Source organism: Streptomyces sp. RLB3-17 (genome assembly GCF_007113425.2).
In the GTDB taxonomy this organism is placed as follows: domain Bacteria; phylum Actinomycetota; class Actinomycetes; order Streptomycetales; family Streptomycetaceae; genus Streptomyces; species Streptomyces mirabilis_D.
Window position 1 is genome coordinate 7,672,950 of sequence record NZ_CP041610.2, and the last position, 14,439, is coordinate 7,687,388.

The following is a 14,439-nucleotide window of genomic DNA, read 5'->3' on the forward strand; positions in this document are numbered from 1 at the left end:
CAAGTTCGGACCTGAAGTGCCTCTACTTTTGGGCGAGTTCGAGCCACTCCGACCGCCGGACCCGGACCGGGGGATGGAACCTTCCGGACAGGAAACGCGTTTTACATCACATGACAGGCATGTGGGCAGAGGCTGCACTCCCCGCGCTGGCGTTACTGTTGTTCGTCTGCTGCGGGGCGGAGTTGGCGATGCGGGGCTTCAGGGGGCGCAGTGTCCTGCGCTCCCGGCGGGGGCCCGCGAGACGCCCCCTGACAGGTTCCGCGTTCGACGAGTTCGGCCTGATGTTCAACGGCAACAAGTCGATCGAGATCGAACAGCAGCAACAGGATGAAGGACGCCGCGAGGAGGAGGGCGACGGTGCTCCGCCACGCACGCGCATCGACCTGGCCTCCGGCACGGCCCGCATAGTCATCCTGCCCGCGGGAGGGCGGACCGGTCCGCGGTCGGCGGCCCCGTCCGGCGCCGGAGGGGAATCCGAGTCCGGACGTGGGCAGGGTCCGCAGGAGGAGTCACCCGCGTAGGTCGCCGCGGACCGGGCGGATCAGCGGACGTGCCGGAGCCGCCTGGCCGACATCCCGCGCCGACCGAGCTGTCCCTTGCGGGACGCGGAGCCTGCCGGGCTTGCTCCGCCAATCCTTTCGATCCATCGGCCGGGCCGTGCAAAAAATGCCATTGCAAGGGTTTCCGGGTGATCGTATGGTAATGGCGCCGAGGGTCTGTCAACGTGGCGCATGTCACTGACGGAGCGTTGTCGGGATATTGCACCGTTGCCGGGTGTGCGGCATCGTGCATTTCAGGCCGTACGCAGAACAGTCACAAATCGGGGGATGGTGACGGATTGCGATTGAAGAGTTCGCGGTGGTATGGGTATCTCGCCGCCGGCTGGGCGACGATTTTCGCGAGTGCGCATTTCTTCTGGGCGCTCGGGGGGAAAGTCGGGCTGGACATCTCCGCGGGACAGCGGCTCGCGGACGAGCGGCCGGGCTGGTTCGTGGCCGGCGGCCTGTGGGGAGTCGGCTGCCTCTGTCTGATCGGCGCCTCGGTGGCGCTGGGCCTGCGTCGACGTGGTGTCGACGGGCGCCCGTGGGCATTTCTCAAGGTGCTCGGCTGGGGTATCGGCGGGCTGTTGCTCTTCCGGGGGATCCTCGTAGAGGTGCTGCTCATCACGGGTGTGGCGGAAGTCGACGGAGTCAGCTCCGCGCAGAAATTCTGGACACTCGTCTTGTGGAACCCCTGGTTCATTCTCGGCGGAGTGCTGTTCGGGCTGGCGGCGCGGAGCTTCGGGAAAGGAATGACCGGAGAAGTTGAATTGAGAAGCATAACGGCTCACTGAGGGAAGGGTGAATTCACCGGGCCTGGTCCAGGTGAGCATTCGGCACTACGGGGGATTAGTTGTCTTGGGCAACGTCTGACAGTGTGACGGAATTTGTTCAGAATTTGCGAGAGCTTCGTCTGAGGGCTGGGCAGCCTTCCATGCGGCGTCTGCAGCAACTGGGCGGGCAGACCACCGCGCCCAGTGGTGACGTGGTGGACGCGTTGCCGCGAAGTACGATTTCGACGATCCTGCGGGGCAGCAAACTGCCGCGTGCGGAGTTCGTCTCCGCATTCGTGACAGCTTGTCTGGTACACGGAAATCATCCGCCCGACAAGGTGGCGGAGACCACCGAGCGCTGGCTGGCTCGCTGGCGGACGCTCTACGCGGCGGAAGCGGCGGAAGGCGAGGTGGGGGAGACCACGGACGGCGAGATGACCGTCGAGCCGTCGAGAGCCGTGAACGTGCCACGGCATCTCCCCCTCGACGTAGGGTTCCTGGTCGGCCGTGAGGCAGAGCTCAAGGCGGCCGACGAGGTGAGCCGACTGCAGGCGCCTGACAACGTCGTCCTCGTTTCGGGCCCGGTCGGCGTCGGGAAGTCCGCGTTCGCGATCCGGTGGGCGCACCGGCTGATCAACGACTTTCCGGACGGCCAGTTGTATGTCGATCTGCGTGGTGCCGACGGCCTGCTGACCACGGAGAGTGCCCTCGGGGTGCTGCTGGGCGGCCTGGGCCTGCACGAGGACGACTGGCCGGCGGATCCGTGGCGGCGAGTGGAGTGCTACCGGTCTCTGATAGCCGATCACCGGATGCTCGTCGTCCTCGACAACGCCTGCGACACCGAACAGGTGCGCCCGTTGCTCGCGACCGGTGGGCGCTGCCGGACCATCGTCACCAGCCGCAACCGGATGTCGGGACTGGTGGCCAGGGAGGGCGCGCGCCGACTGGTCCTCGACGTGCTCAGCGCCGAGTCCGCCTGCACGGTCCTGACCGCCATCATCGGTGAGCAGTACGTGCGTGACGCACGGGCCGAGCTCGAGGAACTGGCCGAGCTGTGTGCGTACCTGCCGCTCGTGCTGCGGCTGGCCGCGGTCAAGTTCGCCGACCGGCCCGGTCAGGGCTTCAAGAACTTCGTCAGCGCGTTGCGTGACAACGACCAGTTGCTCTCGCTGAAACTCGACGACGACCGGGACAGCTCGGTCCGCGCGGCACTGGAGTCCTCCTACTGGATGCTCGACCTCGACGCGAGGTATTTCTTCCGCACGCTCGCGCTCGCCGAGGATGCGGAGTTCACCCTGGAAAGCAGCGCGGCGCTCGCCGGGATCTCGGTCGCCGAGGCCGACCGGCTGACCGGGCTGCTGGAGTCGGAACACTTCGTGGCGGGGGTGGGCAGAAGCCGCTTCACCATGGACCGAGTGCTCCAGGCCTTCGCCCGGACCATGAGGCGCGCGACCTGCGAGAGCCGGACGATGCTGGCGGGGTGAGCGGTACGCCCACCTCCTTACTTCCGTGGGTTTCCCGGGCGACGTGGCGCGGGTGGGGCAGCGGTGATGGATGCCGCTGCCCCACCCCCGGTCACGACGGACAACGGGCGTGCCACGGCGATCAGCGATCCGACGGTGAGGACGACACGGTCGCCGACGAGGCTCTCGCCGGACATGAACGCGTTGTCGTCCACCAGCCGGTCGATGCGGACACGGTGCCGGATCACGTCGCCGGGGAAAGCGGAGCCGGTGAACCGGCAGTTCCGGAGGCGACCCACCATCGGCAGGCCGCCCCCGGCGGCGTCCGGGCCACCGCGGCTGCCGAGCCAGAGCAGTGCCGCGGACTGTCCGAACGACTCGAGGATCATCGACCGGGGATAGGCGTACCGCTCGGGCGGGAGATCGTCGGCCATGGCCTGGTAGCACGGTTCGCTGCCCGCGACCGCCTTCGCGGTCTCGATGCTGCGGTCCGCGTCGAACTCCGTGATCCGATCCACCAGCACCATCGGGTGACGGACCGGGAGGGACGCGAGGATCTGCCCGTATCCGGACCTCATGCGATCCCTCCCCGAACGAGCTCGGTGGTCATCTTCGCGACCTGTGTGTCGTCGGCGCGCCGGCAGTCGAGCACGGCCCGCAGGGCTCCCGGCGGCCCCGCTGTGACCTTGATGCGCAGGAGGAGTTCGTCCCCCTCGAGCATGGGCCTGAGCACCCGCGCCGACCCGAGCGTCCCCAGTTCGAGCCAGTCGCCGTGCGGGCCGCCCCGGCCGAGATGGGCGGCGAGCACGGGGGAGCGGTGCAGTTCGGCGCCGACCGCCTGCCGGATGCCGTCGAGGAGGAAGATCGCCGGGTACAGCGTGATCCCCGGAAAGTGACCGGCGAGATAGGGATCGGTCGCCCGGACGGTCTTGGCCGCCTCGATCAGGAGCGCGTCCGCGTCGGCCCGCGCGGTGATCCGGTCGGTGGCATCGAGCGGCCGGGCGTAGGTCCGTTCCCCTCTCACAGGAACCACACCCCGTCGTAGTCCCCCCAGCGATGCGCGAGTTGGGCGGTGTCCAGCCGCGTGATCCCGGGCAGCAGGGCGGCGTCGTCCAGGCCGAAGGCCGCCAGTCCCGGCTGGTCGACGAAGACGGCGGCCCCCTTGTCCACCAGTGCGCGCACGGACCGTCGCGGGTCCGGCAGGGAGTCCAACACCGTCGGACCCACGCGGAGTTCGGGCAGGGGGCCGGCATCGGCCAACGCGGCGGTGACCGTCGTCCCGCGCAGGACGACATCCATGCCGCCGAGTTGGTCGCCGAGCATCTGGACTCCGTAGAGCGCGTCGAAGAACTGCGCTTCCGCGCTTCCGCGGTAACCGCGGTCGACGATGACCAGATAGGCCATCTACGCACCTCCGATGTAGACGGTCCGGTGGGCCGCGGCGATCGTGGCCGCCAGCCGGGCGTCGGAGCGCAGCCGGACCGCGGCGATGTGGTCCCGGGCTCCCCGTTCCGCGCTGCACGCCGTGCAGACGATCCAGCTGAAACGGCCCTTGTACGCGGTGAGCAGGCCCCGGATCAGTGCGGCGGCCGTCGGCGCCGACTTCGTGGGGTCCCGCAGGTCGGCCGGCTTGACGTCGCCCAGCGAACTCTGCGTCAGCATCGTGTTGTACCCGCATGCCCAGACCCGGATGGTGTGCTCCTGGTCCAGTACGGCCTGTGCCAGTCGGAGCACGGTGGTCAGGGTGTCGGTGGTGTGGGGCGGCGCGGTGAGGATGACAAGCACGTCCCAGGTGCGGCGTTCGACGATCGGACTCATGGTCAGTGCCACACCACCCGGGTGCCGGAGTCCAGGAGCAACCGGGCCACGTCGGCCACACCGGCGGACGTCACGCCCGCCTCGAGCGGTGCGGCGCGCAGGGTCCGGTGGCCGAGAGTGAACTCGTCGATCCAGACCCGCCCACCGGCGTCGAGGAACTCGCGCAGCTCCGCGCTCGCCCCCCGGATGCCGAGTGCGACGGCGTCGGCCGCGAGAAACAGGCGCACCCGACCGCCGGTGTGTACCAGCGTGGCGGCGTCGGCGAGAAAGCGTTCCGCGGTGCCGTCGAAGCGGGTTTCGACGAGCAGGTACGACGTGGCCGCAGGGTCCTGGCTCACGTCGCCTTCCGCAGTTTCCGGTTCAGCAGCGCGCAGATGTCCGGAAGCGTCCGCACATCCGCTATCTCATGCGATTCGATCTTGACCCGATAGTGGCGTTCCAGCGTGACCGCCAGCTCCATGGCCAGGAGTGAGTCGACGCCGAGGTCGCGGATGAAATCGATCTCCTGTGTGATCGACTCCCCGTCGACCTCCAGCACATCGGCGATCATCTCGCGCAGCTCGTCCACGTCGAAGGTGGCCTCGACACTCATGGGATTCCCCTCCGTTGTTCGTCTCCGGGCCGACCGAAAGGTCAGCCGCAGCCGCCCGCGTGGCCGGCGTCCCCGCCGGCGCGGATCGTTTCGGGCAGCGGACCGGCCTCGTCCAGCCAGCCGAGTTCGACCTCCTCGCCCGGCTCCTGGCCCCGGGCCTTCGCGACGTAGGCGCGCAGCCGATCCACGCCGAAGTACTTGTCGTGGCCGTGGATGAAGAACGGGACGCCGAACAGACCGTCCTTGTGCGAGCGGATCAGGGTGTCCGCGCCCCGGCGCCGTACGGCCGGATCATCCGAGGCGTCGGCCACCGGGCCCGGGTCCAGGCCGAGTTCGACCGCGAGTTCGGCGATGGTGGCACGGTCGGTGATGTCCCGGCTCTGCTGCCAGCGGGCACGGTAGGCGAGCGCCACGTACTCCCGGCCCAGCCCGGCCTCCTCCGCCACCAGATAGCCGAGGTGGGCGACTTCCCAGTTGGGGTCCCGGTCCACCGGCCAGGTGACGGCGAGTCCGCGGGCCTCGGCCAGCCGGCGCGTGTCCTGGAGGATGTAGAAGTTCTTCGCCCGCGACATCTCCACGATCGACAGCCGGACGCCGTCCGCGTCCAGCAGCTCCTGGGTCTGCTCGTCCGGTTCCCAGAACGGGATCCACTCGATCGTGTCCGCCACGTCGGGGTAGCGGCTCAGCAGGTCGTGGTAGGCGAACCACGAGTAGGGGCTGCGCAGGGAGAAGTACCAGCGGGGTGGTTTCCTGGCCATGTCGGGTGGCCTCCTTTCCGGTGGGGTTCAGAGCGAGATGCCGCCGTCGATCTCCAGCACCGTCCCGGTGATGTAGGCCGCGCGGGGGGAGACGAGGAACGACACCAGGTCGGCCACCTCCCCGGCCCGACCCATCCGCCGCAGTGCCGTCCGCCCGACGGCGTCCTCGGTGACCTTCGGACTGAGGACGGCGGTCATGTCGGTGTCGATGTACCCGGGGGCCACGACGTTCGCGCGGATCCCGTACGGGCCGACCTCCTTGGCCAGCGACCGGGTGAAGCCGATGATCCCCGCCTTGGCCGCCGCGTAGTTGGTCTGCCGGGCGTGGCCGTGCACACCGGCGACCGAGGACAGATTGACGATCACCCCGGACTTGCTCTTCATCATCTCGAAGATCGCGGAACGGCAGACGTTGTACATGCCATCGAGGTTGACGTCGAGGACGCTGTGCCAGTTCTCGTCCGGCATCAGGGCCAGCGCGCCGTCCTTGGTCACGCCCGCGGAGGTCACGACGGCGTCGATGGGGCCGAGTTCGTCCTCGGTGCCGCGGACCCACGCCCGCACGCCGTCGGCGTCCGCGACGTCGACGCGGGTGGGGACCGCCCGCCTTCCCAGCCGGGCGACCTCCTTCTCCAACTCCCGGGCCGAATCCTCGCTGCTGCGGTAGCAGAACGCGACGTCGTAGCCGTCGTGCGCCAGGCGGTGCACGATCGCACGGCCGATGCCGCGGGACCCGCCGCTCACCAGCGCGACCGGTGACGGTGTTTCAGACATGCGCGCTCCCATATTCCTTCGCGAGTTCGTCAAGAGTCGGCGTGGGGCAGCGGGGTTCGGCGGACGGCATCGCTGTCCTGCTCCTCATCGCAGCCGGAACAGTGCGCAGCCGAGCACGTTGTCGCGGTCGGCCGACAGCACCGCCGCGATCCGGCCCCGGGCGGCGGGGTCTCGTTCGGCCGCTGCCAGCACCGAGGCGATCTGGAACGGGGCGGCCGCGGCACCGGCGTCCCCCCAGACGTCCTCACCGGGCAGTGTCAGCGGGTCGGCCCCGTCGAAGGGGACCGGGTCCTGCCCGGCCGAGGGGGAGACGGCCCACAGATCCGCTGCCGTTGCCCCGGCCTGTGCCAGCGAGCGGGACAGGCAGCGCGTCAGTGAGGCAGCCAGATCGCCGTCCCGGAACACCCCCAGCGTGACCCCGAGGACCTCGGCGAGCACTGGCGCGTCGGCGGGTGCCTCGGGTTCGAGCAGCAGCAGTGAGCAGCCCTCGCCGAGTACGGCCGGCCGTGCGGGGTCGCCGGAGTGGTACTCCAGCCAAGCCCGTTCGGGCGTGAGTTCCTCCGCGCCGCCGCAGAGCACCGAGCGGGCGCGGCCCGAGGAGAGCAGCCGGAGGGCGTAGCGCAGGGCGAACAGTCCGGCCGCCCGGCCGCCCGCGACGGTCGTGTTGGGGCCCTTGAGGTCGTGCCGGATGGCGCACTGCGCGGCCGAGCTGTTCATGATCGCGTTGGGGATCCGCGCCGTGTCGATGTGGTACGGCCGTGCCCGGGTGAGTGTGTCCCGGGTGATCTCCATCATGCTCCTGGCGCTGCCGGCGGTGGTGCCGAGCACGAGCGCCGCGTGCTCGCCGGTGGCGACCGTGCGATGGCGACCGGCCGAGTCGAGCAGCTCGCCGACCGCTGCGACGGCCAGCGCCGAGACCCGGTCCATCGACCGGGTGCCCTTGCGCCCGAGCACTTCCTCGGTGACGAAGCCGGGCACCCGGGCGGCCTGGCGCTGCGGGACCGGCCACCGGTCGGGGCTGAGCCGGGTCACCGCGGGCGTCCCCGCCGCGACTCCGTTCACGAACGTCTCTCGGCCGACGCCGTACGGCGAGATCGCCGACCAGGCGGAGATGACCGGCGTGGTCATGCGCCCTCGCCGGGCAGGTTCCGCAGGGCGCTGTCGATCCGCTCGTCCCAGGCGACGACCTTCGCCCGGTTGCCGTTCTCCACGACACCGTAGCCGTGCGTGATGACACCGGTGGCCACCTGCACCGGTCGGCCGTCACGCACCACGTAGCAGTCCATCCGCGCGGTGTAGAGCAGGTTCTTGAAGATGTCCTCGACCGTGTAGACGGTGTAGAGATCCTCTTCGAGCAGGGCCTCGCCGAGGATCTCGATCCGCGAGTGGGTCACCGCGGGGATCCAGTTGCGTTCGGCGAGCTGCGCTCCGATGGAGATGCCGCGGGCGTCGACGAAGCGGTGCTTGGCCTCCTCCATCTGCCGGAGATAGGACGACATGTGCATCCGGCTGAAGAAGTGCACGTACGGGTAGGGGATCCTGAACTTCCAGCCGTAGCCGTTGCGGCCGGCCAGGAGGTGTTCGAGCACCGGGTCCCGGTCGGTGGAGCCGCCGGACACCAGCTGGTCCGTACCGGCGGCGGGAACCCCTTCGCCGGGCTCCGGGGTGCCGATGACGGCAACGGTGAAGCGGTCGAGCACGGCGGGGGAGGGCACTCGGCCCGGCAGCCGCCGGTCGTCCTCGTCCCGGCGCAGGACGGCCGACACCGAGGCGGTGACGACCTTCTTCGGCTCCCCGTCACGCAGCACGGTGATCGCGATCTTGAACCGGAACACGGTGTCGTGGTGCTCGGTCACCGGCCGCACCTGGAGCGAGGCCTCGTCGTCGACGAACAGCCCGCCGCGCAGCCGGGCCTCCAGGTCGACGAGGTCGAAGCCGAGCCCATAGCGCTCATAGAGCTCTCCGACCGGCAGCCCGGAGCGCCGGAAGTGCTCGATCACCGCCTTCTCGACAAGGTAGTTGACGTGCTTGAAACCGATGTACGTTCCGATGTTCGCGCCCTCGTACCCGGGCGTGAGCGCAACGGTGGTGGTCTCCGTCAGGACGTTCTTGACCGCGGTCTCGGTGTCAGTCATCAGGTGCGCTCCACTAGCGTTGAAAGGGGCCGCATCCGGGCCGTTTCGGGGTGGGCGGTGATCCGGCGCAGGAACCCGTCGAGCACGGCCGCGAACTGCGCGGGCCGCTCGGACATCGGGAAGTGCCCGGTCCCCTCGATCGTGTGCAGGGCCGCCGAGGGCGTCCGCGCGACCAGGGTCTCCGCTTCCGCGGGCACAGCGATGCGGTCGTCGGCGCCGGACACGACCAGCGTGGTGGTCCGCAGCTCCGCCGTGCGCAGCCACGGTGTACGGAGGTACGTCTCGAGGAACCGCGACCAGCCGTAGGGGCCGATCGTCTCGCACAGCCGTTCCGCCATGGCGCGGTGCAGTTCGGGCTTCGCCCGCGACCCGGCCGCGACGCGAATGCCCTCCTCCATGGTGCGGACGAACTGCTCGGGCAGTCCCTTCAGGGTGTCCCAGTCGAAGTCCTCGGGCCGGGGCCGGAAGAAGGGGGACACCAGCACGATTCCCCCGATGCGGTGTCCGGCGGGTGCTGACGGTCCGCAGAGCAGGTCGAGCAGCAGCATGGCGGAGAACGAGTGCGCCACCACGACATCGGCCGGGCCGGCTGTGTCGGCCATCTGGTCCAGTGTGTCGGAGATCCACGTGGTGGGCTCGGGACGGTGCGCCCAGTCGGACGGTCCGGTGCCGCGCCAGGGCAGTGCGGCCGAGTGAAGCCGGGCTCGCCGCAGGGCGTCGTGGTGCGGCGCGAGCGCGCACAGCCTGTCCCAGACGGCGCTGCTGTCCGCCATGCCGTGCAGCAGCAGCACCCGAGGCCCTGCCTCGCCGGCATCGGCGGTCGTGCGTTGCTGGAGCAGGACCGGGGCCACTCGCTCGGCCCGGTGGGACGGGTGCGTAGGCATCATGGGCGGCCCACCGTGTCCCCGGCCGCGGTGTGAACCGGTGCTGTGAGGACGAGCCCCGCGACGGCGTCGTCGGCATCCGTGCCGGACACCGCGTACACCGGACCGTCCCCGCCGACGGCGAAGTGGCCGACGGCGGCGGCGCATTGAAGGACCCCCAGTGCGCCCGAGGCCGGCCCCCAGCGGTCTTCGAGATCGTGCCGGAGCACACCGGCGAGGGTCGAGGCCGGTGCGTTCCGCGGCGCGAACCACGCGCGCGCGGAGCCTGCGAGCGCGGACACGCAGTCGGCCAGCCCGCCGGTGCGGAGATAGCCGTCCACTCCGGCGAGGGCGGGGGCGTTGCGCCCGGCCGCGGCTTTCGCGGTCTCCAGCAGCAGAGCGGCGGCGCCGTCCAACGGCTGGTCGTGTCCGACGAGTTGCCGGACGACGTCGTTGGCCGGCTCGACACCGACCACCAGGACATGGCGGGCGCGGCCGCTCGACAGCCAGATCGTCGCCCAGTGCACGGCGTCGAGACCGGAGGTCGCTCCATTGCACACCATCACGTTCGGGCCGCGCAGCCCGAACCTGATCGCGAGCTCGGAAGCGGTGACGTTGCTCGACAGCCGCGGTGCGAGGACCGGGCTGATGAGCCGGGTGCCGCGGTCCGCCGAGATGGCGGCGACGACCTCGCACACCGAGTCGAGGTTGCCGAAGTTCGAGCTGACGACGACTGCGACCGACTCGGCGGGCACCAGCAGTTCGGCGTCGACGACCGGCGCGCCGCCGCGCTGGGTGCTCATCCGGGCGTCGCCGAGCATCAGCCCGGCGGAGTTCAGCGCGTCCCGGGCGGCGCAGAGCGCGAGTTGGGTCGCGCGGTCCTGATGGCGCAGGCCCTTCTTGCCGATCCGGGACGCCGGGTCGAACGGCGCCGCGCCGACGGCGGTCCCGGTCGTCAGGTCGGAGGGTATGAGGGCACCGGGCATCGCCAGGCCGATTCCGGTCACGACCGCGTTCATCGGCCACCGGCCACGAGCGCGACGGCGTTGATCCCGCCGAAACCGAAGGCGTTGACCTGTGCCAGCGCCAGGTCCGCCGGTGCGGGCGCGCCCCGCACGATCCTGAAGTCCGCGACCTCGTCGATCGGTTCGTCGAGGCCCAGAGTCGGGGGAACGAGCCCGTCCGCCATGGCTCTGAGCGCGATGATCAGGCTGTGCAGACCGGAGGCGCCGGAGGTGTGACCGGTCATCGATTTCATCGCCGTCATCAGGGTCTTCTCCGGGGTGGTTCCGAACACCGCACGCATGGCCTGTGCCTCGGCGACGTCGTTGGCGTGGGTTCCGGTGCCGTGGAGCATCACCAGATCGACGTCCTTCGGTCCGGTGCCGGCCCGCCGGTGCGCGTCGTGGACGGCGGCGGCGATGTTCCCGGCGTGCGGCGCGGTGGCATGGTGGGCGTCGCAGTTGACGGCGACGCCGCGCACCCGGCCGAGGTACGGACGGCCCGGCTCGCCGGTGCGGCGCAGCACCACGGCCGAGGCGCCTTCGCCGAGGATCGTGCCCCGCCGGTTGCGGTCGAACGGTCGCACGGTGTCCGGCGCCACCGACTGCAGGCGGTCGGCGACCCCGACCATGCTCTCGGTGACGACATCGACGCCCGCCACGACCACGGTCTCGGCACCGCCGGCCAGCAGGTCGCAGGCCATCGAGAGCGCGTAGAGCGAGGCTGAACAGGCATTCGAGAAGGTGTACGTCACCGTCGCGCCGAAGCGTTCCCGTAGCGCGTGACCGAAGTGCAGCCGGTCGGCGGACCACGGGATGCCCTCGCGTGCCCACAGCTCGACCGAGCGCAGTTCACGCAGCCCCGTGCCGACCAGGACGGGGGTGTCTCCCAGCTGTTCGCCCATCCCGGCGTCTGCGAGTGCCTGTCCGATCGCGTCGAGGAGGAAGGCGGAAGCCCGGCCCGGGACATCGCCGGAGCCCACGCGGTCGTCGATCTCGAACAATCGGTCGCCGGTGTAGTGCGACCGGTCGAAGCCGCGCATGGGGTGCAGCCCGGACGTGCCCGCGCACAGGGCGTCGAAGATCTCGGCGGGGGACCGACCGATGGCGGCCACCGCGCCGGCGCCGGCGATCGGCCAGCCTGGATGCTCGCTCACACGGACTCCTCGTACCGGCCCAGGACCGCGACCGCGTTGTTGCCCCCGAAGCCGAGTCCGTTGTTCTGCACGATCCGCAGATCGGCCTCGACGGCGTGGTTGGGCACACAGTCGATACGGCACTCCGGGTCGGTGCGGTTGTGGTTGATGGTCGGGGGGATGAACCGGTGGGTGATCGCCAGCGCGCAGGCGATCGCGGCCAGCGCGCTCGCGGCGCCCATGGTGTGCCCCAGCATCGACTTGACCGACACCGCGCGCGGCGGACGGTCGCCGTAGATCTCCCGGATCGCCTGGGACTCGGTGACGTCGTTGGCCTTGGTGCCGGTGCCGTGCGCCGAGATGAGGTCGACCTCGTGCGGCTTCACCTTCGCGTTCTCCAGGGCGAGCGCCATCACCCGGGCCACGCTGGACCGGTCCGGCGCGACCTGGTGATAGGCGTCGCAGTTGAGGCCGTAGCCGAGCACCTCCGCGTAGATCCGGGCTCCACGGGCGAGCGCCGAGTCCAGGCTCTCCAGCACCAGCACGCCGGCGCCTTCGCCGGTGAGGATGCCCTTGCGCTCGATGTCGAAGGGACGGCAGCAGTCGGGGGCGATGGTGCCCAGCCGGTAGAAACCGGCGAAGGTCTTCCGGCACATGGCGTCCGCGCCGCCGCAGAGTGCGAAGTCGACGTCGCCGGAGCGGACCGCGTCGTAGCCGTAGCCGATGGCGTAGTTCCCGGCGGCGCAGGCCGTCGGGATGGTCACTGCCTCGACGTCGGACAGTCCGAGCTCCAAGGCGACGGCCGAGGAGAGCCGGCCGGCCCGCAGCCGGGCCGCGACCCGCGGGTCCATGGCCGCGGAGCCGTCCGCCAGTTCGGTCTCGACCAGTTCGTCGAGGTCGCGCGACTCGCCGTCGGTGGTGCCGATGGAGATCAGGCCGGGCTGCCCGCGCAGCACATCGAGATCCAGCCCGGCGTCCTGGACGGCCATCCGCGCCGCCGACACCGAGAACCGGCTCGCCGGTCCCAGCGAGCCGACGGGAAGATCGCGGATCCACTCCTCCGTGTCGAACTCACCGAGCCCGCAGCCGGTGGAGTGCTCGAAGCCGACGGTGTCGAACGCCGTGATCGGTTTGGCACCGCTGCGTCCGGCTCGTAGGCCGGCGACGAACTCGTCGACCCCGGTACCGATGCTCGACAGCACGCCGAGGCCGGTCAGGACGACCCGCCTGTCGGATGACGCCATCAGCTCCACCTTCCCTGTGCGAGCCGGTCGCTACTTCGTCCAGCCCGCGGATCCGGCCACGACGTCGTAGACGCCCCGAAGATTCGTCATCCGCTCGAGATCGGCCTGGTCGATGACGACGCCGAACTCGCGCTCCAGTGACCCCAGGATCTCGATGGCGCGCAGCGAGTCCGCGCCGTACTCCTCCTTGAACAGGCCCTCGTCCGTGACTTCGTCCTCTTCGAGCTCAAGGATGTCGCAGACGATTTCTTTAATCTTCTCGAAATTCTTCTCCGCGATGTTGACCACTGTCGGAACCCCGTTCTCCGGTATGGGCGTAGAGCATCGATTCAGTAATCAGATTTCACCTGCGCGGGCGGTGTCCCGCAAGATCATGGACGCTACGGGACGGAATGAGACGGCTGTTCACGGTGTCCTCGCCGCAGGGTCGCGGGCTAATATCGAAAAGCGATTATGGGGGCGCTTCCGCGGCTGGCCCGGAGAATTAAGCGCGCCTGGTTCGAGTGAAAACTCCCGAGGCCGCTCCGCCGCTGCGAACGGATCAGCGAAAGAGAATTGCGATGAATGATGAATACGAGCAGGAGAAGGCCAGGCGGCAGCGACAGGCCAGGGAATGGCGGCTCGGCGAGCCGTTGCCGACCATCGCGTACACGCCCGAGGAGGACGCTCTCTGGGAGACGGTGACCGCCAAGCTTCGGTCGCTGCACGAGGGCGTGGCGTGTGCGCACTACCGGCGCGCCTGCGAGTCCGTCGTCCTGGAACGGGAGCGGGTGCCACAGCTGGCCGAGGTCTCGCCCGTGCTGACCGCGTTGACCGGATTCCACCTGCGACCGGCCGAAGGCACTGTTCCCGTCGAGCGGTTCCTCGGCGCCTTCGAGGAGGACGGGTTCTACGCGACGCAGTACCTGCGGCGACCCGAATCGCCCTACCACTCCCCCGAGCCGGACGTCCTCCACGAACTGGTCGGCCACGCCGTGATGCTCGGCGACCCGGTCTTCGCGGACCTGTACCGGCGCTTCGGGCAGACCGCCAAGCGGGTCTCCTCACCGGACGTTCTGCGGGCCCTGATCCAGGTGTTCTGGTTCACCCTGGAGGTCGGCGTCGTGCTCGAAGGAGGCCGGCCGCGGGTCTACGGCGCGGCCCTGTTGTCCTCGGTCGCGGAGATGGAGTCGCTGTCGCAGGTGGACCTGCGGCCGTTCGACATCGCCGAGATCGTCTCCCAGAACTTCGACGACATGCACTGCATGCCGGTGCTCTTCGCCGTCGAGTCGGTCGACCACCTGGTCACCGAGCTGAACCGATTCCTGACCCGGCTGTGAACCTCGTGCCGGGCGACCTCACAC

The 14,439-nt window shown here is 69.8% G+C and carries 19 protein-coding genes; 4 read left to right on the forward strand and 15 right to left on the reverse strand.

The window, feature by feature from the left end:
- The first annotated feature begins 119 nt into the window (after positions 1–119).
- The 3 genes from FNV62_RS34765 (at position 120) to FNV62_RS34775 (ending at position 2,796) form a co-directional block, all read left to right on the forward strand.
- On the forward strand, positions 120–521 hold the full coding sequence (locus FNV62_RS34765; RefSeq protein WP_143609266.1) for a DUF6191 domain-containing protein: 402 nt from the start codon (positions 120–122) through the stop codon (positions 519–521).
- Between the two features lie 323 nt (positions 522–844).
- Positions 845–1,333, forward strand: coding sequence for a DUF3995 domain-containing protein (locus FNV62_RS34770; RefSeq protein ID WP_205521768.1), 489 nt, complete (start codon positions 845–847; stop codon positions 1,331–1,333).
- 140 nt (positions 1,334–1,473) lie between these two features.
- On the forward strand, positions 1,474–2,796 hold the full coding sequence (locus FNV62_RS34775; protein WP_060894794.1) for an NB-ARC domain-containing protein: 1,323 nt from the start codon (positions 1,474–1,476) through the stop codon (positions 2,794–2,796).
- A 17-nt stretch (positions 2,797–2,813) separates the two neighbouring features.
- Here the strand turns inward: FNV62_RS34775 and FNV62_RS34780 are convergent, their stop codons facing one another.
- From FNV62_RS34780 to FNV62_RS34850, 15 genes are all read right to left on the reverse strand, one after another.
- Positions 2,814–3,353: a 3-hydroxyacyl-ACP dehydratase FabZ family protein gene (locus tag FNV62_RS34780; protein WP_143609267.1), complete on the reverse strand. Its 540-nt coding sequence runs from the start codon at positions 3,351–3,353 to the stop codon at positions 2,814–2,816.
- Complete coding sequence (locus tag FNV62_RS34785; protein WP_054234640.1) at positions 3,350–3,799, reverse strand: hypothetical protein; 450 nt, start codon at positions 3,797–3,799, stop codon at positions 3,350–3,352. Before FNV62_RS34785 ends, FNV62_RS34780 begins: the two co-directional genes overlap by 4 nt.
- On the reverse strand, positions 3,796–4,179 hold the full coding sequence (locus FNV62_RS34790) for a DsrE family protein (protein ID WP_097286310.1): 384 nt from the start codon (positions 4,177–4,179) through the stop codon (positions 3,796–3,798). The genes FNV62_RS34785 and FNV62_RS34790 overlap by 4 nt, the downstream gene beginning before the upstream one ends.
- Entirely contained in the window at positions 4,180–4,593 is a 414-nt protein-coding gene (locus FNV62_RS34795; RefSeq protein ID WP_060894791.1) for a DsrE family protein, read from the reverse strand.
- Between the two features lie 2 nt (positions 4,594–4,595).
- Complete coding sequence (locus FNV62_RS34800) at positions 4,596–4,931, reverse strand: hypothetical protein (protein ID WP_143609268.1); 336 nt, start codon at positions 4,929–4,931, stop codon at positions 4,596–4,598.
- Entirely contained in the window at positions 4,928–5,185 is a 258-nt protein-coding gene (locus FNV62_RS34805; protein WP_054234636.1) for an acyl carrier protein, read from the reverse strand. The genes FNV62_RS34800 and FNV62_RS34805 overlap by 4 nt, the downstream gene beginning before the upstream one ends.
- 41 nt (positions 5,186–5,226) lie before the next feature.
- A complete protein-coding gene (locus FNV62_RS34810; RefSeq protein ID WP_097286312.1) occupies positions 5,227–5,943 on the reverse strand; it encodes a 2-hydroxychromene-2-carboxylate isomerase in 717 nt (238 codons plus the stop codon).
- A 27-nt stretch (positions 5,944–5,970) separates the two neighbouring features.
- Positions 5,971–6,717 (reverse strand): 3-oxoacyl-ACP reductase FabG, encoded by a 747-nt coding sequence (gene fabG / locus FNV62_RS34815; RefSeq protein ID WP_054234634.1) that lies wholly within the window; start codon positions 6,715–6,717, stop codon positions 5,971–5,973.
- An 84-nt stretch (positions 6,718–6,801) separates the two neighbouring features.
- Positions 6,802–7,845: a beta-ketoacyl synthase N-terminal-like domain-containing protein gene (locus FNV62_RS34820; RefSeq protein ID WP_143609269.1), complete on the reverse strand. Its 1,044-nt coding sequence runs from the start codon at positions 7,843–7,845 to the stop codon at positions 6,802–6,804.
- Positions 7,842–8,852, reverse strand: a complete 1,011-nt coding sequence (locus FNV62_RS34825; RefSeq protein WP_143609270.1) for a hypothetical protein — start codon at positions 8,850–8,852, stop codon at positions 7,842–7,844. The genes FNV62_RS34820 and FNV62_RS34825 overlap by 4 nt, the downstream gene beginning before the upstream one ends.
- Positions 8,852–9,739 (reverse strand): alpha/beta fold hydrolase, encoded by an 888-nt coding sequence (locus FNV62_RS34830; protein WP_164331813.1) that lies wholly within the window; start codon positions 9,737–9,739, stop codon positions 8,852–8,854. Before FNV62_RS34830 ends, FNV62_RS34825 begins: the two co-directional genes overlap by 1 nt.
- Entirely contained in the window at positions 9,736–10,722 is a 987-nt protein-coding gene (locus tag FNV62_RS34835) for a beta-ketoacyl synthase N-terminal-like domain-containing protein (protein ID WP_313905045.1), read from the reverse strand. Before FNV62_RS34835 ends, FNV62_RS34830 begins: the two co-directional genes overlap by 4 nt.
- An 8-nt stretch (positions 10,723–10,730) precedes the next feature.
- Positions 10,731–11,873 carry a beta-ketoacyl synthase N-terminal-like domain-containing protein gene (locus tag FNV62_RS34840; protein ID WP_097286317.1) on the reverse strand — a complete coding sequence of 381 codons (1,143 nt, stop codon included), beginning with the start codon at positions 11,871–11,873 and terminating at the stop codon, positions 10,731–10,733.
- On the reverse strand, positions 11,870–13,096 hold the full coding sequence (locus tag FNV62_RS34845) for a beta-ketoacyl-[acyl-carrier-protein] synthase family protein (RefSeq protein WP_097289216.1): 1,227 nt from the start codon (positions 13,094–13,096) through the stop codon (positions 11,870–11,872). The genes FNV62_RS34840 and FNV62_RS34845 overlap by 4 nt, the downstream gene beginning before the upstream one ends.
- 30 nt (positions 13,097–13,126) lie before the next feature.
- Positions 13,127–13,384, reverse strand: coding sequence for an acyl carrier protein (locus tag FNV62_RS34850; RefSeq protein WP_054234627.1), 258 nt, complete (start codon positions 13,382–13,384; stop codon positions 13,127–13,129).
- 272 nt (positions 13,385–13,656) lie between these two features.
- On the opposite strand from FNV62_RS34850, the gene FNV62_RS34855 reads away from it, so the two are divergent.
- Positions 13,657–14,415 (forward strand): amino acid hydroxylase, encoded by a 759-nt coding sequence (locus FNV62_RS34855; protein ID WP_097286318.1) that lies wholly within the window; start codon positions 13,657–13,659, stop codon positions 14,413–14,415.
- Positions 14,416–14,439: the final 24 nt, after the last annotated feature.

Coding starts and splice junctions, on each gene's coding strand:
- FNV62_RS34765 (WP_143609266.1), top strand. CDS start 120: ATGTGGGCAGAGGCTGCACTCCCCGCGCTGGCGTTACTGTTGTTCGTC.
- FNV62_RS34775 (WP_060894794.1), top strand. CDS start 1,474: ATGCGGCGTCTGCAGCAACTGGGCGGGCAGACCACCGCGCCCAGTGGT.
- FNV62_RS34780 (WP_143609267.1), bottom strand. CDS start 3,353: ATGAGGTCCGGATACGGGCAGATCCTCGCGTCCCTCCCGGTCCGTCAC.
- FNV62_RS34790 (WP_097286310.1), bottom strand. CDS start 4,179: ATGGCCTATCTGGTCATCGTCGACCGCGGTTACCGCGGAAGCGCGGAA.
- FNV62_RS34795 (WP_060894791.1), bottom strand. CDS start 4,593: ATGAGTCCGATCGTCGAACGCCGCACCTGGGACGTGCTTGTCATCCTC.
- FNV62_RS34805 (WP_054234636.1), bottom strand. CDS start 5,185: ATGAGTGTCGAGGCCACCTTCGACGTGGACGAGCTGCGCGAGATGATC.
- FNV62_RS34810 (WP_097286312.1), bottom strand. CDS start 5,943: ATGGCCAGGAAACCACCCCGCTGGTACTTCTCCCTGCGCAGCCCCTAC.
- fabG (WP_054234634.1), bottom strand. CDS start 6,717: ATGTCTGAAACACCGTCACCGGTCGCGCTGGTGAGCGGCGGGTCCCGC.
- FNV62_RS34820 (WP_143609269.1), bottom strand. CDS start 7,845: ATGACCACGCCGGTCATCTCCGCCTGGTCGGCGATCTCGCCGTACGGC.
- FNV62_RS34825 (WP_143609270.1), bottom strand. CDS start 8,852: ATGACTGACACCGAGACCGCGGTCAAGAACGTCCTGACGGAGACCACC.
- FNV62_RS34830 (WP_164331813.1), bottom strand. CDS start 9,739: ATGATGCCTACGCACCCGTCCCACCGGGCCGAGCGAGTGGCCCCGGTC.
- FNV62_RS34845 (WP_097289216.1), bottom strand. CDS start 13,096: ATGGCGTCATCCGACAGGCGGGTCGTCCTGACCGGCCTCGGCGTGCTG.
- FNV62_RS34855 (WP_097286318.1), top strand. CDS start 13,657: ATGAATGATGAATACGAGCAGGAGAAGGCCAGGCGGCAGCGACAGGCC.